Origin of the sequence: Rhodococcus parequi (assembly GCF_046042785.1) — a bacterium.
Taxonomy (GTDB): Bacteria; Actinomycetota; Actinomycetes; order Mycobacteriales; family Mycobacteriaceae; genus Prescottella; species Prescottella parequi.
Map to the genome: position 1 here is coordinate 417,113 of NZ_JBDLNV010000004.1, position 20,820 is coordinate 437,932.

The following is a 20,820-nucleotide window of genomic DNA, read 5'->3' on the forward strand; positions in this document are numbered from 1 at the left end:
TTTCACGTTCGTTCGAAAGACCGGACCGAAGCCCCACGCGCCGGGCTGTGGCGCAACAAGACTTCGGCATAAGACTAGAACCCGTTTCACTGCTGTGCAATGATTCGGGCAACCCTCCTGTAGGCGCCGACCGCACGGTCCGCACCGGTCACGGAAAGGCCGCTGTCACAGCCTCGTACACGATCAGCAGTGTCCGCGATCATTCCAGAAATCCGGGTCGTATCGGTCGAAATCGACGTCGACGATAGTCCCGGAACGGAGAAATGCACGTGGATATCACCTACACCCCGCAGCAACAGCAGCTGCGGGAGGAATTGCGAAGCTACTTCGCGAAATTGATGACCCCCGAACGCCGCGAGGCACTCGCCGCGACGACCGGTGAGTACGGCGAGGGCAACGTCTACCGCGAGGTCGTCCAGCAGATGGGCCAGGACGGCTGGCTCACGCTGGGCTGGCCCGAGCAGTACGGCGGCCAGGAGCGCTCCCCGATGGAGCAGCTCATCTTCACCGACGAGGCCGCGATCGCGGGCGCACCGGTGCCGTTCCTGACGATCAACTCGGTCGCGCCGACCATCATGCATTTCGGCACCCCCGAGCAGAAGGCGTTCTTCCTGCCCAAGATATCGGCGGGCGAGCTGCACTTCTCGATCGGCTACTCCGAGCCGGGAGCGGGCACCGACCTCGCGTCGCTGCGCACGTCCGCGGTCAAGGACGGTGACGACTACGTCATCAACGGCCAGAAGATGTGGACCAGCCTCATCCAGTACGCCGACTACGTGTGGCTGGCGTGCCGCACCGATCCGAACGCCAAGAAGCACCGCGGCATCAGCATGCTGATCGTGCCGACCACCGCCGAGGGCTTCTCGTACACCCCCGTCCACACGATGGCCGGCCCGGACACCAGCGCCACCTACTACCAGGACGTCCGGGTGCCGCAGAGCTCGCTGGTCGGCGAGGAGAACGGCGGCTGGCGTCTCGTCACGAACCAGCTCAACCACGAGCGCGTCGCGCTCACCTCCGCGGGACCGATCATGACCGCGCTCCAGGAAGTGCGCGAATGGGCGCAGAACACCAAGCTGGCCGACGGTCGCCGGGTGATCGACCAGGAGTGGGTGCAGATGAACCTGGCCCGCGTGCACGCCAAGACCGAGTATCTGAAGCTCATGAACTGGGAGATCGCCTCCGCCGAGGATCACGCGCCCGGCCCCGAGGCCGCGTCCGCGAACAAGGTGTTCGGCACCGAGTTCGCGACCGAGGCCTACCGCCTGCTCATGGAGATCATGGGCCCGTCCGCCACGATCCGGCAGAACTCCCCCGGAGTCCAGCTCCGCGGCCGCCTCGAGCGCATGCACCGCTCGGCACTGATCCTCACCTTCGGCGGCGGCACCAACGAGGTCCAGCGCGACATCATCGCGATGACCGCCCTCGGCCAGCCGGCTTCGAAGCGATAAGGAAGGACGACGAACATGGACTTCACCCTCACCGAGGCCCAGCAGGACCTGGCCGGGCTGACGAGCGGCATCGTCGCCGACCTCGTCACCAACGAGCGTCTGCGCGAGCTCGACTCCGCCGAGGACCGCTTCGACCGCAAGCTCTGGGACACCCTCGCGACCTCCGGCGTGCTCAGCGCCGCCCTGCCCGAGTCCGTCGGCGGTGACGGCTTCGGCATCCTCGAGCAGAGCAGCATCCTGATCGAGCTGGGCCGTGGCGTGGCCCCCGTCCCGTACCTGTCGTCGATCGTCATGGCGGCCGGCGCGATCGCCGAGTTCGGCTCGGACGCTCAGCGTTCGGAGTGGGCCGCCCCGGCCGGCGCCGGTTCCAAAGTCCTCGCCGCGGCTCTGGCGGAGGAGCTCAACGACAACCCCGCGGCACCGGTCACCCGCGCCGACAAGACGGCGGACGGTTGGACGCTGCGCGGGACCAAGATCGTCGTCGACGGTGCCCCGGTCGCGGACCTGTTCCTCGTCCCGGCCGCCACCGATCAGGGCACCGTCGTGTTTCTCGTCGAGGCGGCCGACCCCGGCGTCACGGTGACCCGCCAGCAGACGACGGACTTCGGCTGCACCGGCATCGTCGAGTTGGCTGACGTCCACGTCGCGGACGACCGCGTCCTCGGATCGGTCGAACGCGGTACCGAGATCGTCGAATGGATCGTCGACCGTGGCTCCGTGGGCTCGAGCGCATTCCAGTTCGGTGTGCTCGACCAGGCCCTGAAGATGACCGCCGAGTACGGTCGTGAGCGCATCCAGTTCGACCGGCCGATCGGCAGTTTCCAGGCCGTCGCCCAGCGCCTGGCCGACGGGTACATCGACGTCAAGGGTGTGCGGCTGACGCTGTGGCAGGCGGCTTTCCGCCTCGCCGCGGGTCTGCCCGTCGAGGGCGAGATCGAGACCGCCAAGTTCTGGGCTGCCGATGCGGGCCACCGCGTCGCCCACACGGTCGTGCACGTGCACGGCGGTGTCGGGCTCGACGAGGACCACCCCGTGCACCGGTACTTCCTCGCCGCCAAGCGTCAGGAGTTCCTACTTGGTTCGGCCTCCGACCAGCTGCGCCGTCTGGGAGCCGAGCTCGCCGCGACGCCTGCGTAACCGGTACGCGCACAAGCAGTCCCACACAGTGAAACGAGGAACCATGACGGGCGTCACACAGGTGATGATGTGGGCATGACAGTGACTCCCACCGTCGCGGATCTGCTCGAGCAGCTTCGCGACGCCGATACGCACGGGATCCGATTCGAGGATGCGTACATTCCGTGGACGGAACACGTCCACGGAATGTACGACCGTGCGGCACTTCTCGACGCTCTGCTCGAGGCCGATCGCCCCCGCCACTTCGGCGTGCTCTTCGACAACATTCCGGAGTTCTCGGCCCTCCTCGGCGCCGCGGCGTTCTCCGGCACCGTTCTCGCCGGTCTCAACACCACGCGTCGCGGTGACGCGCTCGCGCGGGACATCGCGCTGTCCGACTGCCAGATCGTGTTCACGGAGAACACCCAGGCACACCTGCTCGACGGGATCGACCTCGGCGGGGTGCGCGTGATCAATGTCGACTCCCCCGAGTGGTCCGAACTTCTGCGGCCGTACGCGGGTAGTCCCGCGATCGCACCGGCGGCACACCTCGACGACCTGTTGATGCTGATCTTCACGTCGGGCACCAGCGGCGATCCGAAGGCGGTGCGCTGTACCCATCGGAAGTTCACCGAGCCGGGCATCATGCTGGCGGAGCGCTTCGAATTGTCCGCCGCCGACGTCGTGTACATGGCGATGCCGATGTTCCACTCCAACGCCATGATCGCCGCCTGGTCGGTGGCCCTCGGCGGCAGGAGCGCAATCGCGCTGCGGCGCAAGTTCTCCGCGTCCGGATTCCTGCCCGACGTCCGACGCTACGGCGTCACCTACGCGAACTACGTCGGCAAGCCGCTGTCGTTCATCCTGGCCACACCCGAGCAGCCCGACGACGCCGACAACACGCTGCGGGTGATGTACGGGAACGAGGGGTCGGCGCCGGTCGCCCGCGAGTTCGCCCGACGCTTCGGCACCCGCGTGGTCGACGGATTCGGCTCCACTGAGGGCGGCGTGTCCATCTCCGCGCACCCGGACGCCCCGGTCGGCGCGCTGGGCATGCTGCCGCCCACCGTCGAGATCCGCAATCCCGACACCGGACAAGTGTGTCCTCCTGCGGAGTTCGACGCCGCCGGCCGCCTGCTCAATGCGGAGGAGGCCACCGGCGAGATGGTGAACGTGACGGGGCCGGGCGCCTTCGCGGGCTACTACAAGAATCCCGAGGCGGACGCCGAACGCCTGCGCGACGGCATGTACTGGAGCGGCGACCAGGCGTACCGGGACTCCGACGGATTCGTGTACTTCGCGGGCCGCAGTTCGGGGTGGCTACGCGTCGACGGCGAGAACCTCGGCGCCGCACCGATCGAGCGGATCCTGCTGCGCTACCCCGGCTTCGCGCAGGTGTCGGTGTACGGCGTGCCGGATCGCGAGGTCGGTGACCGGGTGATGGCCGCGGTCATCCCCACCGCGGACGCTACGGACTTCGACCCGATCGCGTTCGCCCGCTTCCTCGACGAGCAGTCCGACCTCGGGCCGAAGCAGCGTCCGACGCTGGTGCGGGTGTGCTCGGAGTTCCCGCGCACCGCGACCTTCAAGGTCGTGACCCGCACGCTCAGCGCCGAACGCTGGCACTGCACCGATCCGGTGTGGTTGCGCGACCGCGGCCGGGACGAGTTCGAGCTGCTCACACCGGAACTCGCAGTCACTCTGGAGCGCGTGACCGCCGACGCCTGATCATCTCGGGCCTCCGATCGACGACAGCGCCCCCGGAACATCGTTCCGGGGGCGCTGTCGCGTCGGGCTCTGGTCAGCCCTTCAGTCCGTCGAGGCGGGAGACCGTCGACTCGAACTCCGCCACGAGTTCGGCCATGACATCGGCGACCGGGCGGATCTCGTTCATCCGTCCCACGATCTGACCGACCGGCATCGCGACGACCTCGGGGTCGCTGCCGGCTGAGATGCGCTGGTGCGCCTCGCTGACGAGAATGTTCTGCAGCGGCATCGGAAGCGGCTCGGGCGCATCGGGCTCGGCCCAGGCATCGGTCCACTTGGTCTTGAGCAGTCGAGCCGGTTTGCCCGAGTAGATCCGCGAACGAACAGTATCGGCCGACGTTGCACCGAGCAGCGCACGCTGGATCGACGACGGGCCGTCGGCCGCGCTGCCGAGCTTGTACTCGCTCGTCGTCAGCCAGTACGAGCCCATCCAGACACCGGAAGCGCCGAGTGCAAGGGCTGCGGCGACCTGGCGGCCGCTGCCGATACCACCGGCGGCGAGGACGCCCGCGGAATCGCCGACCGCGTCCACGATCTCGGGGACCAGCACCATCGAGGCGATCTCCCCGGTATGGCCGCCCGCCTCGTAGCCCTGGGCGATGACGATGTCGACACCGTTCTCGACATGGCTGCGGGCGTGGTCCACGGCGCCCGCGAGCGCGGCGACCGGAACACCCTTCTCGTGCGCCAGGTCGATGACGTCCTTCGGCGGCGAGCCGAGGGCGTTGGCGATCAGGGAGATTCGGTGGTTCAGCGCGACGTCTACGTGTGAGCGAGCCACCGAGTGCAACCAGCCCAGGACGCCGGTGGCGTGCTCGACGTCGTCGGACAGCGGCGGGACGCCGAGGTCGTCGAGCGTACGGTTGACGAACGCGCGATGCTCGGCGGGGATGAGCTTGTCGAGATCGACCGCGCCGCCCTCGGTCGGCACTTTGGCCGGCATCACGATGTCGACGCCGTACGGCTTGCCGTCGGTGTTCTCGTCCATCCAGGTCAGGGTGGCCTCGAGCTCGTCCGGGTCGTTGAACCGCACGCACCCGAGGACACCGAGCCCACCGGCGCGCGAGATCGCTGCCGCCACGTGCTCGGACGGAGTGAACCCGAAGATCGGGTACTGGATGCCGAACTTTTCGGCGAGATCGGTATGCATCACGCGTCCTTGCCGTTGGTGAAGTGGTCGTCGGCCTCACGGGACTGGGTCTCCGCGGTGGCCCACTTGTAGTCGGGCTTGCCGGCCGGCGAGCGCTTGATCTCGTCGACGAGCCAGAGGCTGCGCGGCACCTTGTAGCCCGCGATCTCCTTGCGAGCCGCATCGACGATGTCGTTCATGCTCGGGCGGGTGCCGGGGCGCGGCGCGACGACGGCCGCGACACGGTTGCCCCAGCGCTCGTCGGGGACACCGACGACGAGGACGTCGAAGACGTCGGGATGCGTCTTGACGGCGCCCTCGACCTCCTCGGGGTAGATCTTCTCGCCACCGCTGTTGATCGAGACCGATCCGCGGCCGAGCATCGTGACGGTGCCGTCCTCCTCGACTGTGGCGTAGTCGCCGGGGATCGAGTAGCGAATTCCGTTGAGCGTCTTGAACGTCGCCTTGGTCTTCTCCTCGTCCTTGTAGTAGCCGAGGGGAATGTGCCCGCTGCGGGCGAGGAGGCCGACCTGTCCGGAACCGGGCACCACAGGGATGCCCTCGTCGTCGATGACGACGGTTGCGGCGTCGATCTTCACGCGCGGTCCACCGGTGTGCTCGAAGCCCTTGGTGATGGTCGCGAGCCCACCGAAACCGGTCTCGGACGATCCGATCGAGTCGGTGAGCAGTCGATTCGGCAGCAGGTCGAGGAACTGCTCCTTGAGAGCCGGCGAGAACAGGGCCGCGCTGCTGGCAATGACGTACAGCGACGAAAGATCGTACGGCTCACCGGTCTCCGGGTTGCCGGCGATCAACGCATCGATCATGGGGCGCGCCATCGCGTCACCGGTGATGAAGATCAGATTGACCTTGTGCCGGTCGATGACCTGCCACACCGCGTGGCCGTCGAACTCGGGATGCATGACGAGCGTGCCGCCACCGAACAGGCTGTGGAACACCGCCGACTGCGAGCCGCCGTGGATCATGGGCGGGATCGGGAAGCGAACCATCGCAGGATGTTCGGCACCGACCTTCGCCAGCTCCCACTCGTCCTGGAGGTACTCGCCGGTGACGAAATTGACGCCGCCGCCGAGCACCCGCCACCAGTCCTCGTGACGCCACATGACGCCCTTGGGCATACCGGTGGTGCCACCGGTGTAGAGGATGAAGATGTCGTCGGGGCTGCGCTCACCGAAGTTGCGCTCGGGAGAGCCCTGCGCCAGCGCCTTCTCGAACTCGACACCGCCGTACGACGAGTAGTCGAGATCCGTACCGTCCTCGACGACGATGGCCGACTTCACCTGCGGGGTGTTCGGCAGGACCCCCGCGACCCTGTCGCTGTAGCGGCGCTCGTGGATGAGCGCGACCATGTCCGAATTCTCGAAGATGTACTGTAACTCGTTCTCGACGTACCGGTAGTTGACGTTGACCATGATGGCGCGGGCCTTGAAGATCGCGACCATGGACACGATGGCCTCGATGGTGTTGCGGCTGTAGATGCCCACCTTGTCGCCCGGGCCGACGCCCTGATCTCGCAGGTAGTTGGCCAGACGGTTGGCCTTCTCCTCCAGTTGCGCGAACGTCACCTCACGATCGGCGTCCACCAGGGCGAGACGATCCGGGTTGAGATCGATCGAGTGTTCTACAAGGTCTGCGATATTAATGGCCACGTCAACAAAGTAGAACGTGTTACTGTCGCTGACAAGACCCAATGAGAGACTCAGCTCACATAGATATCAGGAGTCCACCAGTGTCCACCGGAACCGCGGAAAATACAGACGTTTCGGCGAAATCGCCCCACTGCCTGGTCGAGAAGCGCGGCCACGTCCTGATCGTGACGATGAACCGTCCCGAGGCCCGCAACGCACTCTCCGGCGAGATGATGGAGATCATGGTCGAGGCGTGGGATCGGATCGACTCCGATCCCGACATCCGGGTCGCGATCCTCACCGGTGCCGGTGGCACGTTCTGCGCCGGAATGGATCTCAAGGAGATGAACCGCAACGCTCCGGGCGACAAGTTCTCGGGCGGAATGGACGTGACGAAGCTGCCGGCACTGCTGAAGGGCCGCCGCCTCACCAAGCCGCTCATCGCCGCCGTCGAGGGCCCCGCCATCGCGGGTGGCACCGAAATCCTGCAGGGCACCGATATCCGCGTCGCCGGCGAGAGCGCCCGGTTCGGCGTGTCCGAGGCCCGCCTCGGACTGTTCCCGCTCGGCGGCTCCGCGGTCCGCCTGGTGCGCCAGATCCCCTACACCCTCGCCGCGGAGATCCTGCTGACCGGGCGCACGGTGCCCGCACCCGAGGCCAAGGAACTCGGCCTCGTCGGCCACGTCGTCCCCGACGGCCAGGCGCTGGACAAGGCACTCGAGATCGCCGAGCAGATCGCCGCCAACGGCCCCATCGCAGTCCAGGCGATCCTGAAGACCATCCGCGTCACCGAGGGCATGCACGAGGAGGAGGCCTTCGCGCTCGAGGCCCAGATCGGCATGGCGGTCTTCAAGAGCGACGACGCCAAGGAGGGCCCGCGCTCGTTCGCCGAGAAGCGCACTCCCAAGTTCACCGGCAGGTAGCACCACCACTTTCGGCTGAAGGGTCCCTTCGTGCGTTCGCAGCGCGTGAAGGGACCCTTCAGCCGTTGTGGGGTCCGGCGGACGAACGCGCGTATCCTCGACGGGCACTGACCGACGATCGACAGGTGGGACCGCCGATGGGCACTGCCGCAGGTGAGAAGTCGCGCCCGGAGTGGCGTCGGCTCGAGCCCCTCGAACTGTCGCCGATCCTGTCGGCCGCCCTCGATGCGTTCTACGAGAAGGGTTTCCACGGCGCGTCGGTGCGCGACATCGCGCGCCGGGTGGGCGTGACGGTACCCGCGCTGTACTACCACTTCGACAGCAAGGAAGGTCTGCTGGTCGCGCTCGTCGAACTGGGCACCGGTGACGTCCTCGCCCGGGCCCGGGCGGCCGACGACGCGGGCGACGGCGACCCCGCCCGACGCCTGACGAACGTGGTGACTGCGATCGTTCTGCGGATGACCGACCGTGCTCGCCTCGCCGCGATCGAGGGCGAGGCCCGGTACCTGACCGCCGAGAACTACGAGCGCTACCGCACCGTCCGCAAAGGCATCGAGACCATCGTCCTGGACATCGTGCGGGACGGCGTCGAGTCCGGCGCGTTCGACGTCGACGACCCGGCCGAGTCCACGCGGGCCGTCCTGGGAATGTGCCAGGCCATTCCGCGCTGGTACCACGCGGAGGGCGAACTCGGCCCGGAGGCCGTCGCCGCCAAGTACGCGGCGATCGCGTCGAAGATGGTCGCGCCCGCGCGCTGACCGCCGCCGACGCCCTGCAAGCGTTGACCTCGGTGGTTCCCACGTGGTACCCACTTAGCGATCGATAAGTAAGCTGGTTTCGAGGAAGGGATCGTGCCCATGGCCGAGGCAGTCATCGTCGACGCGGTTCGACTCGCGTCCGGAAAGGGCAAGCCCGGCGGCGCCCTGTCCGGCACCCACCCGGTGGAACTGCTCGCGCACGTGCTGCGCGCGATCGTCGACCGCAACGGACTCGACCCCGCCCGGGTCGACGACGTCATCGGAGGCTGCGTCCAGCAGGTCGGCGAACAGTCCCTCAACATCTCGCGCACCGCCCTGCTGTCGGCCGGATTCCCCGAATCGGTGCCGGCGACCACGATCGACCGGCAGTGCGGGTCGAGCCAGCAGGCGGCACACTTCGCCGCGCAGGGCGTCATCGCCGGCGCCTACGACATCGTCATCGCGTGCGGCGTCGAATCGATGAGCCGTATCCCCATGGGCACGTCCTCCATCGGCCAGGACACCGCCGGCCCGGGCATTGCCGCCCGGTATCCGGAAGGTCTGATTCACCAGGGCATCTCGGCCGAGCTGATCTCCGCGAAATGGAAGCTGGACCGCGAGAGCCTCGATGCGTACGCGGCCCGGTCGCATCAACGTGCCGCGGCGGCCGCGGCGAGCGGCGCCTTCGACCGGGAGATCCTGCCGATCACCGTCGGTGGGCCCGACGGCACCGAGTACGCGCACACCGTCGACGAGACGGTACGCGCGTCCACCACCGCCGACGGCCTCGCCGGACTGAGGCCGTCCTTCCGCACCGACGAGTTCGCGGCCCGCTTCCCCGAGGCGCCCTGGCAGATCACGCCCGGCAACTCGTCGCCGCTCACCGACGGCGCGTCCGCCGTCCTCATCATGAGCGAGAAGGCCGCGACCGAACTGGATCTCACTCCGCGGGCACGATTCCACTCCTTCGCGGTGCTGGGCGACGATCCGCTGATGATGCTCACGGCACCGATTCCCGCGACGCGCAGGGTGCTCGCCCGCGCCGGGCTGTCGATCGACGACCTCGACGCGTACGAGGTGAACGAGGCCTTCGCGCCCGTCCCGCTGGCGTGGGCGCACGAACTGGGCGCCGATCCCGCCAAGCTCAACCCGCTGGGCGGCGCCATCGCGCTCGGCCACGCTCTGGGCTCGTCCGGGACACGCCTGCTCACCACGCTCGTCAATCACCTCGAAACCACCGGTGGGCGCTACGGTCTGCAGACCATGTGCGAGGGCGCGGGCATGGCCAACGCCACCATCATCGAACGACTCTGAAACACAAGAAGATCCGAAAGGAACACCGCATGATCGTCAAGGACAGCGTTGCACTCGTGACGGGCGGCGCCTCCGGCCTCGGCCTGGCCACCGTCAAGGCCCTGCACGAGCAGGGAGCGAGCGTCGTCATCCTCGACCTGCCGTCGTCGAACGGCGAGGTGGTCGCGAAGGAACTCGGCGACCGGGTCCGCTTCGCGGCCGGGGATGTCACCGACGAGGAATCCGTCGTCGCCGCCCTGGACCTTGCCGAGTCGCTCGGCCCGCTGCGCGTCACGGTCAACTGCGCCGGCATCGGCAACGCCATCAAGACGGTCGGCAAGCAGGGCGCGTTCCCGCTCGCGGAGTTCAACCGTGTCATCAACATCAACCTCGTCGGCACCTTCAACGTGCTCCGCCTCGCCGCCGAGCGCATCGCGAAGACCGATCCGATCGAAGGCGAGCGCGGCGTCATCATCAACACCGCGTCCGTCGCGGCGTTCGACGGCCAGATCGGCCAGGCCGCGTACTCCGCGTCCAAGGGCGGCGTCGTGGGCATGACGCTGCCGATCGCCCGCGACCTCGCATCGCTGCTGATCCGTGTCGTCACGATCGCACCGGGCCTGTTCAAGACCCCGCTGCTCGCAGGCCTCCCGGAGCCCGCGCAGGAGTCCCTCGGCAAGCAGGTTCCGCACCCGTCGCGCCTGGGCGACCCCGCCGAGTACGGCTCGCTCGCCGCGCACATCGTCTCGAACCCGATGCTCAACGGTGAGGTGATCCGCCTCGACGGCGCGATCCGCATGGCGCCGCGCTGATCTCACAGCGGCACAGCGAAAGGCGCGGCCCGTGACGGTGATCCGTCGCGGGCCGCGCCTCGTCACATGTCCGAGTGATCAGACGGCGCCCACGGCCTCGGCCAGCTCGCGCATGTGCGCGGTGCTGCGGCACGTCACCAGCAGCATCGTGACGCCGGCGTCCTCCCACTCCTTGACCTGGGTGCGCACCTCGTCGCGGTTACCGATGATCATCGTGTCCGTGACCATCTGATCCGGCACGATCGCCGCGGCTTCGTCCTTGCGTCCCGACAGGAACAGCTTCTGGATCTCCTTGACCTCGTCGCCGTAGCCCATGCGGGTGTAGACCTGGGCGTGGAAGTTCATCTCCGCCGCGCCCATACCGCCGACATACAGCGCCGTGATCGGTCGTAGCTTGTCGATCTCGGCCTGCCGGTCGTCGGTGACGACCACCTGGCACGTCGCGGCGATCTCGAAGTCCTCGCGGCTGCGCCGCGCACCCGAACGGGCGAAGCCCTCGTCGAGCCATTCGTTGTACATCGGAGCCAGGCGCGGCGTGTAGTAGATCGCGAGCCAACCGTCCGCGATCTCTGCCGTGAGCGCGACGTTCTTGGGGCCCTCGGCGCCGAGCCAGATCGGCAGATCTGCGCGCAGCGGGTGGGTGATCGGCTTGAGCGGCTTCCCGAGCCCCATCGAACCGGACCCGGTGTACGGCAACGGGTAGTGCGGTCCGTCGCCCCGCACCGCCGCCTCCCGGGCGAGCACCTGGCGCACGATCGAGACGTACTCGCGGGTACGGGCGAGCGGCTTCTGGAACGGCTGCCCGTACCAGCCCTCGACCACCTGCGGACCCGAGACGCCGAGACCGAGGATCGCCCGTCCGCCGGAGAGATGGTCGAGCGTCAGGGCGTGCATCGCACAGTTCGTGGGGGTGCGGGCAGACATCTGAGCCACCGAGGTGCCCAAGCGGATCCGTTCGGTGCTCGATCCCCACCACGCGAGCGGAGTGAAGGCGTCGTTACCCCACGACTCGGCGGAGAAGACCGCGTCGAACCCGGAGGCGTCGGCCTCGTTCACCAGTTCCTGCGCGTTGGCCGGCGGCTGCGCACCCCAGTACCCGAGTTGTAACCCCAACTTCATCGAGCGCCTCCGTGTTTTCCCAGAACGAATGTGTCCCTTGCCACATTAATAAGAACCTGTTCTACTCGATTCCGTGACCCCTGGAAAGAGCGGAGTGGCCGAGCAGCCACTGAGAGCACCACTGAATCTGAAATTCGACTACACCCGATCGGTGGGGCCGACCATCGGAGCGTTCGTGACGGCTCTCCGTGACCGAAAGGTCGTCGGCGCCCGCAGTTCCGACGGCCGAGTCCACGTGCCGCCACCGGAATTCGACCCGACGACCCACGAACCGATGACCGATTTCGTCGACGTCTCCGACACCGGAACGGTCGTCAGTTGGTCGTGGATGTCCGAACCCATCGAGGGCCAGCCGCTGACCCAGCCGTTCGCGTGGGCACTGGTGAAGCTCGACGGCGCGGACACTTCGATCCTGCATGCGGTCGACGCCGGCTCTCCCGACGCGATGAGCACCGGCATGCGGGTGCGGGTGCGCTGGGCCGACGAGCGCAGCGGCCGGATCCAGGACATCGCCTGCTTCGAGCCCGGCGAGAGCGGTTCCGGTTCCACCGCAACCGTTTCCGGAGGCGATCCGGTGACCGGGATCGTCACCCCGATCGACCTGCACTACACGCACACCGCGTCCTTCGAGGAGACCTACTACCTCCGTGGCCTGATGGAGGGCAAGATCATCGGCGGCCGCACCGACGCGAACGGCAAGGTCTACGTGCCGCCGCGCGGCGCCAACCCGACCGACGGAATGCCTACCAAGGAGCAGGTCGAGGTGTCCGACAAGGGCACCATCACCACGTTCTGCATCGTCAACGTGCCGTTCATGGGCCAGCAGATCAAGCCGCCCTACGTCGCGGCCTACGTGCTGCTCGACGGCGCGGACATCCCGTTCCTGCACCTGATCCTCGACGTCGACGCGACCGAGGTCCGAATGGGCATGCGCGTGGAGGCCGTGTGGCGGCCGAAGGAGGAGTGGGAGTACTCGCTCCGCAACGTCTCCCATTTCCGCCCGAGCGGTGAGCCCGACGCGGACTACGACAGCTACAAGCACCATCTCTAGGAGCCTCGAGAACATGACAGACATTGCAGTCGTCGGCTTCGCACAGGCCCCTCATGTGCGCGAGACCAGTGGCACCACCAATGGTGTCGAGATGCTGGTCCCCTGTTTCCAGGAGCTGTACTCCGACCTCGGAATCACCAAGTCCGACATCGGATTCTGGTGCTCCGGATCGTCCGACTACCTGGCCGGACGCTCCTTCTCGTTCATCTCGGCGATCGACTCGATCGGCGCCGTGCCGCCCATCAACGAGTCGCACGTCGAGATGGACGCCGCGTGGGCGCTGTACGAGGCGTGGGTCAAGCTGATGACCGGCGAGGTCGACACCGCCCTCGTGTACGGCTTCGGCAAGTCGTCCGCCGGCAACCTCCGCCAGATCCTCGCCATGCAGATGGATCCGTACCTGGTGTCCCCGCTATGGCCCGATTCGGTCTCCGTCGCGGGCCTGCAGGCCCGTCTCGGCCTGGACGCCGGCAAGTGGACGGCCGAGGAGATGGCGGCGATCGCCCAGCGCAGCCGTGCTGCCGCGAAGTCCAATCCCGACGCCCAGATCGCCGGTGACGTCGACATCGAGGCGCTGCTGGCCTCCGAGTTCGTCGCGGACCCCCTGCGGGCCCACGACTGCGCACCGATCACCGACGGTGCGGCCGCGATCATCCTGGCCCGCGGCGACCGTGCCCGCGAGTTGTGCGAGCGTCCGGCGTGGATCACCGGAATCGAGCACCGCATCGACTCCCCCAACATCGGTTCACGCGACCTGACGACGTCGCCGTCCACAGCTTCTGCGGCCCGCGCCGCGACGGGTGGGGAAGTGTCGGACATCGACGTCGCCGAACTGCACGCGCCGTTCACGCACCAGGAGATCATCCTGCGCGAGGCGATCGGCCTGACCGACGCCACCACGATCAACCCGTCCGGTGGCCCGCTCACCGGCAACCCGATGTTCTCCGGCGGCCTCGAGCGCATCGGCCACGCGGCCCGCCAGATCATGAGCGGTGACGCCCGGCGCACCCTCGCCCACGCCACCAGTGGCCCTGTGCTGCAGCAGAACCTGGTCGCAGTCTTGGAAGGACGAAACTGATGGCGAAGCAACTGGCAGCCGTCCTCGGCACCGGCCAGACCTACTACGTCGCAAAGCGCCACGACGTCACGATGGCCGGCATGGTCCGCGAGGCGATCGACCGCGCGATGGCCGACGCCCACGTGGGCTGGGACGACATCGACGCCATCGTCATCGGCAAGGCTCCCGACCTGTTCGAGGGCTCGATGATGCCGGAGCTCGCGATGTCGGATGCGCTGGGCGCCCACGGCAAGCCGCTGCTGCGCGTGCACACCGCCGGATCGGTCGGCGCCTCGACGGGCAACGTCGCGACCAGCCTGGTGCAGGCCGGCGTGCACAAGCGGGTGCTCGCGGTGTCATGGGAGAAGCAGTCCGAGTCCAACGCGATGTGGGCGCTGTCCACCCCGGTGCCGTTCACGATGCCGGTCGGCGCGGGCGCGGGAGGCTTCTTCGCCCCGCACGTGCGCTCGTACATCCGCCGCTCGGGCGCCCCCGACCACATCGGCGCCATGGTGGCCGTCAAGGACCGTCGCAACGGCGCCCTGAACCCGTACGCGCACCTCAAGCAGCCCGACATCACCGTCGAGTCGGTACAGGCGTCCCAGATGCTCTGGGACCCTATCCGTTACGACGAGACGTGTCCGTCGTCGGACGGCGCCTGCGCGATCGTCATCGGCGACGAAGACGCTGCGGAAGCTGTCATTTCGGAAGGCCGCAAGGTGGCGTGGATCCACGCGACCGCGATGCGCACCGAGCCGCTGTCGTACGCCGGCCGCAACGTCGCCAACCCGCAGGCCGGCCGGGACGCGTCGGCCGCACTGTGGAAGGCCGCGGGCATCACCGACCCGCTCACCGAGATCGACGAGGCGGAGATCTACGTGCCGTTCTCGTGGTTCGAGCCGATGTGGCTCGAGAACCTCGGGTTCGTCCCGGAGGGCGAGGGCTGGAAGTTCACCGAGGCCGGTGAGACCGCGATCGGCGGCCGCCTGCCGGTCAACGCGTCGGGCGGCGTGCTCTCGTCCAACCCGATCGGCGCGTCCGGCATGATCCGCTACGCCGAGTCGGCGATGCAGGTCATGGAGCGCGCCGGCGACCACCAGGTCGACAGTGTCCGTAAGGCATTCGGCCACGCCTACGGTGGCGGCTCGCAGTACTTCGCGATGTGGGTGGTCGGCGCCGACCGTCCGACCAACTAGGAGAGGTTCCCACCATGAAGTTCACAGTCGGCATCGCGATGAGCCCGCTGGACCAGTTGACCGCCCTGGCACAGACCGCGGAGGAGTGTGGTTTCGCGAACATCGCGCTGCCCGACTCCCTGTTCTTCATGGAGACGGCCGCCGCGGACTACCCGTACACCCCCGACGGCTCGCGCATGTGGAATGCCGAGACGCCGTGGGTGGACCCGTTGATCGCGGCGGCCGCGATGGGCGCCGTCACGAGCACCATCGGCTTCTACACCAACGTCCTCAAGCTCGGCTCCCGCAATCCGCTGCTGCTGGCGCGGCAGGTGGGTTCGGTGGCGAATCTGACCGGGAACCGGTTCGGTTTCGGTGTCGGAATCGGCTGGGCGCCGGAGGAGTTCGAATGGTGCGGCGCCCCGTACAAGAAGCGCGGCGCCCGTGTCGACGAGATGATCGAGATCATCAAGCTGGTGCTGGACGGCGGCATGGTCGAGTACCACGGCGAGTTCTTCGACTTCGATCGCCTGCAGATGAGCCCAGCCCCGAGCAAGCCGGTGCCGTTCTACGTGGGAGGCCACACCGAGGTCGCGCTCAAGCGCGCGGCCCGCATCGGCGACGGCTGGACGTCGGCGATGATGAAGTTCGACGACCTGGTGTCCACGATGGCCCGGCTCGACGAGTTGCGCGCCGAATACGGCCGCTCCGACCTGCCTTTCGAGATCCAGGCGGTGTGCATCGACCGGTTCGGCAAGGACGGCTACGCCGAGATGGCCGAGGCCGGCATCACCGACAGCATCGTGATCCCGTGGATCTTCGACGGACTCGGATTCGACGCGCCCGTCGAGGCCAAGCAGGACTCGATGCGCAAGTTCGCCGATTCGTATCTGAATTGACACAGCCATCCACTAGGAGCGCCGCATGACGACAACCGGAACCGAGCATCCTGCGCGCGTCGCCGCGAAGGCGTCGCAGTCCGCGGCAAGCGGAAAGCGCAAGGAGGAGTGGCTCGATCTGTTCGCCGAGGACGGCTGGGTCGAGGATCCGGTCGGGCCGTCGGGTTTCGACCCCGAAGGCCAGGGCCACCACGGCCGCGAGGCGATCTCGAAGTTCTACGACATGACGATCGCCAACACCGATTCGCTCGAGTTCATCGTGAACGACTCGCTGGTGTGCGGTGACGAGAACGTCAACATCGGCACGATCCGCACGGTCATCGCCGGCAACCAGATCGACGCCGAGGGTGTGTTCATCTACCGCGTCGACGCGGAGGGCAAGCTGCAGTCGCTACGCGCCTTCTGGGAGGTCGAGCGGGCGATGAAGACGCTGAAGAAGCTCTGAGCCTCTCCCCGAGCACGAAAGTGGGGCGGTCACCGGATCGGTGACCGCCCCACTTTCGTTGTCCCACTCCCCTGTTCACTGCACCGTCGAACCGGTCGGGCCGTCGCACACGCATCGACCGCCCACAGAGCGGTGGCGCCGACGAGGGATGAGGGATCTCGCCGACGCCACTGCGCCTGTGGTGGGTGTCGAAGCTAGTGCTTGACCGGGCAACCGCCGGTCTTGTAGTCCACCTGGTACTCCTTGATGCCGTTGAGCCAGCCGGAGCGCAGGCGACGGGTGTCGCCGGCCTCGGTGATGTCCGGCAGGAAGTCGGCGATCGCGTTGAAGATCAGCTCGATCTCCATGCGAGCGAGGTTCGCGCCCAGGCAGTAGTGCGCGCCGGTGCCGCCGAACGACAGGTGCGGATTCGGGTCGCGGGTGATGTCGAACGAGTGCGGGTTCTCGAACACGTCCTCGTCGAAGTTGGCCGACACGTAGCTCATCACCACGCGCTGACCCTTCTTGATCGCGACGCCGCCGATCTCGGTGTCCGCCAGTGCGGTGCGCTGGAACGACGCGACCGGGGTGGCCCAGCGGATGACCTCGTCGGCCATCGTCTTCGGGCGCTCCTTCTTGAACAACTCCCACTGCTCGGGGTTGTCCATGAACGCCTTCATGCCGTGCGTGGTGGCGTTGCGGGTGGTCTCGTTGCCGGCCACCGCGAGCACGATCACGAAGAAGCCGAACTCCTCCGGGCTCAGCACGTCACCGTCGACGTCCGCCTCGATGAGGGTCGTGACGAGGTCGTCGGCCGGGTTCTCCTTGCGGGCCTCCGCCATCTGGTACGCGTAGCCGAGGATCTCCATCGACGCGGCCGCCGGATCGATGTCCGCGAACTCCGGGTCGTCGTACGAGGTCATCTGATTGGACCACTCGAAGACCTTGCCGCGATCCTCCTGCGGCACACCGATGAGTTCGGCGATGGCCTGCAGCGGCAGCTCCGCGGCCACCTGGGTGACGAAGTCACCGCTACCCTCCGCGGCGGCGGCCTTGACGATCGCCTCGGCACGGGACTGGAGCTCGGCCTTGAGTCCGTTGATGGCGCGGGGCGTGAAGCCGCGGGCGACGAGCTTGCGCAGCTTGGTGTGCTCCGGCGCGTCCTTGTTGAGCAGCACGAAGCGCTGCAGCTCGATCTGCGCACGCTCCATGTCGTCGTTGAAGCGCGGGATCGCGGTGTTCTCCCACGTGGAGAACACGTCGCTGCGCTGCGACACGTCACGGATATCCTCGTGCTTGGTGACGAGCCAGTAGCCGCCGTCGTTGAAGCCACCGACGCCGTCGGGCTGCTCGACCCAGTACACCGGCTGAGTCTTCCGAACCTCGGCGAGCTCTGCGACCGGGATCCGGTGTGCGTAGATGTCAGGATCCGTAAAGTCGAATCCTGCGGGAATGTTGGGCTGCGCCACTGCTGTCTCCTGCCCTCGCGGTCAGGTCCGCGAAGTGATGTGGAACACGTTCTACATGCATTGAATCACAGAGCGTCGATCAGGGAAAGACTAGGCAAAAATCAACCCACCGGGTCCTTGCCCGGCGGGGAGAACTTGTTCTACTTTTCGAAGTAGAGAGTGAAAGGAGCCCGCCGTGGGCACACCAGTAATCGTCGAGGCAGTTCGCACCCCCATCGGAAAGCGCGGTGGCTGGCTGTCCGGCCTGCACGCGGCCGAGATCCTCGGAGCCGCTCAGAAGGGCATCGTAGACCGCACGGGCATCGACCCGGTGCTGGTCGAGCAGGTCATCGGCGGCTGTGTCACGCAGGCCGGCGCGCAGTCCAACAACGTCACCCGCACCGCGTGGCTCGCGGCCGGGCTCCCCTGGCAGGTCGGCGCCACCACCATCGACTGCCAGTGCGGCTCCGCGCAGCAGGCCAACCACCTCATCGCCGGCCTCATCGCGACCGGCGCGATCGACATCGGCGTCGCGTGTGGCGTCGAAGCCATGAGCCAGGTTCCGTTGGGCGCCAATGTCGGCACCGAAGCGGGCCCGCGCCGTCCGGCGTCGTGGGACATCGACATGCCCGACCAGTTCAACGCGGCCGAGCGGATCGCCAAGCGTCGTGGCCTCACTCGCGCCGACCTCGAGGCGCTGGGCGTGCAGTCGCAGGCCCGCGCAAAGCAGGCATGGGAGGAGGGCCGCTTCGATCGCGAGATCGTCCCGGTCACCGCGCCGGTGATCGGCGCCGACAAGCAGCCGACGTCGGAGATGAACGTCGTCAGCCGCGACCAGGGCCTGCGCGACACCACCGCCGAGTCCCTCGCCAAGCTCAAGCCCGTCCTCGAGGGCGGCACCCACACTGCCGGTACGTCGTCGCAGATCTCCGACGGCGCCGCCGCCGTCATGCTCATGGACGAGGACCGCGCCCGCGCGCTCGGCCTGAAGCCACGCGCCCGCATCGTCAGCCAGGCGCTGGTCGGCGCCGAGCCCGAGTACCACCTCGACGGCCCCGTCCAGGCGACGTCCCGCGTGCTCGAGAAGGCCGGCATGAAGATCGGCGATCTCGACCTGTTCGAGGTCAACGAGGCCTTCGCGTCGGTCGCGCTGTCGTGGGCGCAGGTCCACGGGCCCGACATGGACAAGGTCAACGTCAACGGCGGCGCCCTCGCGCTCGGACATCCCGTGGGCAGCACCGGGTCCCGCCTGATCACCACCGCCCTGCACGAGCTCGAGCGCCGCGACGCCTCGACCGCGCTCATCACGATGTGCGCGGGCGGCGCGCTGGCCACCGGCACCATCATCGAGCGGATCTGATCGGAGACCCTGGCAGATGACCACACAGCGCCCGTCGGGGCTCGATTCCAAGTACACGGTCGACATCATCAAGTGGATGTCGAAGACCAATGTGAAGTTGTATCGGGCCACCGGCGGGCGTCTGGGTGGCAAGTGGCGCGTGGGCAGCGCCTTCCCGTGGGGCATCCCGGTTTGCCTGCTCACCACCACCGGACGCAAGAGCGGGCAGCCCCGGGTCAGCCCGCTGCTGTTCCTCGAGGACGGTGATCGCGTCGTGCTCGTGGCGTCGCAGGGCGGGCTACCGAAGAATCCCATGTGGTACCTGAACATTCGCACCAACCCGGACGTGACCATCCAGATCAAGTCGCGGATCCGGAGGATGCGGGCGCGCGTCGCGACCGACGAGGAACGCGCCGAACTGTGGCCGCGCCTGGTGGCCATGTACGCCGACTTCGACAACTACCAGTCGTGGACCGACCGCCAGATCCCCGTGGTGATCTGCGAATAACTTTCGGCCCTCCCCCGCGCGGCGCCGGACGGGAATAATGGTGGACGACGCCCGGCACATCGGCGCCGAGCACACCGGTTCTCGAGGAGGAATGTCGCGATATGACAGTGAAGAACCACGACCAGGTGATCGACCGGCGCGAGATCGCTTCGGCGCTGCTGAAGGCGCTCGATCGTCGCCACGAGGTCCTGGACGCCATCGTCGAGAGCAAGGACCGTGAGGCCGCCGTCGCGGCCGTACGCGACCTGCTCGACACGTCGGATTTCTGCGCCGAGGCCGTGTTGGGCCTGCGCTTCGACCGTCTGACGATCAAGGAACGCGACCGGATCCGCACCGAACTCGAGGACCTCGACGCGTCGCTGCAATGGCTACCCGAGCAGCGCCCGTACAGCACGGGCGCGGGTGTTCGCCTGCGCCCGTTCAGCGAATCGGAGGAGGATGCCGCCCTGTTCCGCAAGCGCTCCGCCGAGCAGTTCGACGAGTCCGGGAACCCGTGGGACGGCGAGCGCGTCGAGCAGGAACGCCGGGGAGGCCTGCAGCGCATCGACGACGAGTCCGCGGCGTGGTTCGTCGCCGAGTGCACGACGGGCGACACCCCGAACGGCGTCGGCCTGATCTTCGGTGAACTCACCGGCAACGAGGTGGACGTCGCGATCTGGGTGGCCCCCGACGCCCGCAAGCAGGGCTACGGCACCGCGGCGCTCAAGCAGGCCCGCAGCGAACTGGCCGCGTACTTCCCGGGCACCGTGCTGATCGTCCGCACGCCCGCCTAGGCGCTTCGCGCCCGTGCGCCTTTCCGGTAGTCGGTACGACCGAGAAGGCGCACGGGGAGTTGTCCATCTCATGTAATTGCGCACCAAGGACTGGACTGGACCGACAGGGCACAGCGGCACTTCCATCACGCCGCCCCAGGCGAGCCTTCC

The 20,820-nt window shown here is 67.6% G+C and carries 19 protein-coding genes; 15 read left to right on the forward strand and 4 right to left on the reverse strand.

Annotated features, from left to right (window positions below):
- The first annotated feature begins 269 nt into the window (after window positions 1–269).
- From ABEU20_RS13635 to ABEU20_RS13645, 3 genes are all read left to right on the forward strand, one after another.
- The gene (locus ABEU20_RS13635; RefSeq protein WP_420164937.1) at window positions 270–1,451 is read left to right on the forward strand and encodes an acyl-CoA dehydrogenase family protein; all 1,182 of its coding nucleotides are present in this window, start codon (window positions 270–272) and stop codon (window positions 1,449–1,451) included.
- A 15-nt stretch (window positions 1,452–1,466) separates the two neighbouring features.
- Window positions 1,467–2,588: an acyl-CoA dehydrogenase family protein gene (locus tag ABEU20_RS13640; RefSeq protein WP_420164938.1), complete on the forward strand. Its 1,122-nt coding sequence runs from the start codon at window positions 1,467–1,469 to the stop codon at window positions 2,586–2,588.
- Window positions 2,589–2,663: 75 nt separating this feature from the next.
- Complete coding sequence (locus ABEU20_RS13645) at window positions 2,664–4,295, forward strand: long-chain-fatty-acid--CoA ligase (protein ID WP_420164939.1); 1,632 nt, start codon at window positions 2,664–2,666, stop codon at window positions 4,293–4,295.
- Between the two features lie 73 nt (window positions 4,296–4,368).
- Here the strand turns inward: ABEU20_RS13645 and ABEU20_RS13650 are convergent, their stop codons facing one another.
- The gene (locus ABEU20_RS13650) at window positions 4,369–5,484 is read right to left on the reverse strand and encodes an NAD(P)H-dependent flavin oxidoreductase (protein ID WP_420164940.1); all 1,116 of its coding nucleotides are present in this window, start codon (window positions 5,482–5,484) and stop codon (window positions 4,369–4,371) included.
- Window positions 5,484–7,133, reverse strand: coding sequence for an acyl-CoA synthetase (locus ABEU20_RS13655; RefSeq protein ID WP_420164941.1), 1,650 nt, complete (start codon window positions 7,131–7,133; stop codon window positions 5,484–5,486). The genes ABEU20_RS13650 and ABEU20_RS13655 overlap by 1 nt, the downstream gene beginning before the upstream one ends.
- 41 nt (window positions 7,134–7,174) lie before the next feature.
- Here ABEU20_RS13655 and ABEU20_RS13660 point away from each other — a divergent pair, with 41 nt between their 5' ends.
- The 4 genes from ABEU20_RS13660 to ABEU20_RS13675 all read left to right on the forward strand — a co-directional run bounded on the left by ABEU20_RS13660 (window position 7,175) and on the right by ABEU20_RS13675 (window position 10,877).
- The gene (locus tag ABEU20_RS13660) at window positions 7,175–8,035 is read left to right on the forward strand and encodes a crotonase/enoyl-CoA hydratase family protein (protein WP_420164942.1); all 861 of its coding nucleotides are present in this window, start codon (window positions 7,175–7,177) and stop codon (window positions 8,033–8,035) included.
- A 137-nt stretch (window positions 8,036–8,172) separates the two neighbouring features.
- Entirely contained in the window at window positions 8,173–8,793 is a 621-nt protein-coding gene (locus ABEU20_RS13665) for a TetR/AcrR family transcriptional regulator (RefSeq protein WP_420164943.1), read from the forward strand.
- Between the two features lie 99 nt (window positions 8,794–8,892).
- Complete coding sequence (locus ABEU20_RS13670) at window positions 8,893–10,086, forward strand: acetyl-CoA C-acyltransferase (protein WP_420164944.1); 1,194 nt, start codon at window positions 8,893–8,895, stop codon at window positions 10,084–10,086.
- 29 nt (window positions 10,087–10,115) lie between these two features.
- On the forward strand, window positions 10,116–10,877 hold the full coding sequence (locus ABEU20_RS13675; protein WP_420164945.1) for a 3-hydroxyacyl-CoA dehydrogenase: 762 nt from the start codon (window positions 10,116–10,118) through the stop codon (window positions 10,875–10,877).
- A gap of 78 nt (window positions 10,878–10,955) precedes the next feature.
- Here ABEU20_RS13675 and ABEU20_RS13680 read toward each other — a convergent pair whose 3' ends face one another.
- On the reverse strand, window positions 10,956–11,996 hold the full coding sequence (locus ABEU20_RS13680) for an LLM class F420-dependent oxidoreductase (RefSeq protein WP_420164946.1): 1,041 nt from the start codon (window positions 11,994–11,996) through the stop codon (window positions 10,956–10,958).
- Between the two features lie 73 nt (window positions 11,997–12,069).
- Between ABEU20_RS13680 and ABEU20_RS13685 the strand changes: the two genes are divergently transcribed.
- Genes ABEU20_RS13685 through ABEU20_RS13705 form a run of 5 tightly spaced genes read left to right on the forward strand, consistent with a single transcriptional unit; the run spans window position 12,070 to window position 16,623 of the window.
- Window positions 12,070–13,047 (forward strand): Zn-ribbon domain-containing OB-fold protein, encoded by a 978-nt coding sequence (locus tag ABEU20_RS13685; protein WP_420164947.1) that lies wholly within the window; start codon window positions 12,070–12,072, stop codon window positions 13,045–13,047.
- Between the two features lie 13 nt (window positions 13,048–13,060).
- Window positions 13,061–14,125: a thiolase domain-containing protein gene (locus ABEU20_RS13690; protein WP_420164948.1), complete on the forward strand. Its 1,065-nt coding sequence runs from the start codon at window positions 13,061–13,063 to the stop codon at window positions 14,123–14,125.
- On the forward strand, window positions 14,125–15,300 hold the full coding sequence (locus tag ABEU20_RS13695) for a thiolase domain-containing protein (protein ID WP_420164949.1): 1,176 nt from the start codon (window positions 14,125–14,127) through the stop codon (window positions 15,298–15,300). Before ABEU20_RS13690 ends, ABEU20_RS13695 begins: the two co-directional genes overlap by 1 nt.
- Window positions 15,301–15,314: 14 nt before the next feature.
- Complete coding sequence (locus ABEU20_RS13700) at window positions 15,315–16,178, forward strand: TIGR03619 family F420-dependent LLM class oxidoreductase (protein WP_420164950.1); 864 nt, start codon at window positions 15,315–15,317, stop codon at window positions 16,176–16,178.
- Window positions 16,179–16,203: 25 nt separating this feature from the next.
- Entirely contained in the window at window positions 16,204–16,623 is a 420-nt protein-coding gene (locus tag ABEU20_RS13705) for a nuclear transport factor 2 family protein (RefSeq protein WP_420164951.1), read from the forward strand.
- A gap of 194 nt (window positions 16,624–16,817) precedes the next feature.
- Here the strand turns inward: ABEU20_RS13705 and ABEU20_RS13710 are convergent, their stop codons facing one another.
- Window positions 16,818–18,071 (reverse strand): cytochrome P450, encoded by a 1,254-nt coding sequence (locus tag ABEU20_RS13710; protein WP_420164952.1) that lies wholly within the window; start codon window positions 18,069–18,071, stop codon window positions 16,818–16,820.
- Window positions 18,072–18,246: 175 nt separating this feature from the next.
- On the opposite strand from ABEU20_RS13710, the gene ABEU20_RS13715 reads away from it, so the two are divergent.
- The 3 genes from ABEU20_RS13715 (at window position 18,247) to ABEU20_RS13725 (ending at window position 20,670) form a co-directional block, all read left to right on the forward strand.
- Window positions 18,247–19,410 (forward strand): steroid 3-ketoacyl-CoA thiolase, encoded by a 1,164-nt coding sequence (locus ABEU20_RS13715; protein WP_420164953.1) that lies wholly within the window; start codon window positions 18,247–18,249, stop codon window positions 19,408–19,410.
- A gap of 16 nt (window positions 19,411–19,426) precedes the next feature.
- Entirely contained in the window at window positions 19,427–19,897 is a 471-nt protein-coding gene (locus ABEU20_RS13720) for a nitroreductase family deazaflavin-dependent oxidoreductase (RefSeq protein ID WP_420164954.1), read from the forward strand.
- 101 nt (window positions 19,898–19,998) lie between these two features.
- Complete coding sequence (locus ABEU20_RS13725) at window positions 19,999–20,670, forward strand: GNAT family N-acetyltransferase (protein ID WP_420164955.1); 672 nt, start codon at window positions 19,999–20,001, stop codon at window positions 20,668–20,670.
- Window positions 20,671–20,820: the final 150 nt, after the last annotated feature.

Bases quoted from the DNA above. Each gene is read 5' to 3' on its own strand.
- ABEU20_RS13640 (WP_420164938.1), top strand. From the start codon at position 1,467: ATGGACTTCACCCTCACCGAGGCCCAGCAGGACCTGGCCGGGCTGACG.
- ABEU20_RS13645 (WP_420164939.1), top strand. From the start codon at position 2,664: ATGACAGTGACTCCCACCGTCGCGGATCTGCTCGAGCAGCTTCGCGAC.
- ABEU20_RS13650 (WP_420164940.1), bottom strand. From the start codon at position 5,484: ATGCATACCGATCTCGCCGAAAAGTTCGGCATCCAGTACCCGATCTTC.
- ABEU20_RS13660 (WP_420164942.1), top strand. From the start codon at position 7,175: ATGAGAGACTCAGCTCACATAGATATCAGGAGTCCACCAGTGTCCACC.
- ABEU20_RS13665 (WP_420164943.1), top strand. From the start codon at position 8,173: ATGGGCACTGCCGCAGGTGAGAAGTCGCGCCCGGAGTGGCGTCGGCTC.
- ABEU20_RS13670 (WP_420164944.1), top strand. From the start codon at position 8,893: ATGGCCGAGGCAGTCATCGTCGACGCGGTTCGACTCGCGTCCGGAAAG.
- ABEU20_RS13675 (WP_420164945.1), top strand. From the start codon at position 10,116: ATGATCGTCAAGGACAGCGTTGCACTCGTGACGGGCGGCGCCTCCGGC.
- ABEU20_RS13680 (WP_420164946.1), bottom strand. From the start codon at position 11,996: ATGAAGTTGGGGTTACAACTCGGGTACTGGGGTGCGCAGCCGCCGGCC.
- ABEU20_RS13690 (WP_420164948.1), top strand. From the start codon at position 13,061: ATGACAGACATTGCAGTCGTCGGCTTCGCACAGGCCCCTCATGTGCGC.
- ABEU20_RS13695 (WP_420164949.1), top strand. From the start codon at position 14,125: ATGGCGAAGCAACTGGCAGCCGTCCTCGGCACCGGCCAGACCTACTAC.
- ABEU20_RS13700 (WP_420164950.1), top strand. From the start codon at position 15,315: ATGAAGTTCACAGTCGGCATCGCGATGAGCCCGCTGGACCAGTTGACC.
- ABEU20_RS13705 (WP_420164951.1), top strand. From the start codon at position 16,204: ATGACGACAACCGGAACCGAGCATCCTGCGCGCGTCGCCGCGAAGGCG.
- ABEU20_RS13720 (WP_420164954.1), top strand. From the start codon at position 19,427: ATGACCACACAGCGCCCGTCGGGGCTCGATTCCAAGTACACGGTCGAC.
- ABEU20_RS13725 (WP_420164955.1), top strand. From the start codon at position 19,999: ATGACAGTGAAGAACCACGACCAGGTGATCGACCGGCGCGAGATCGCT.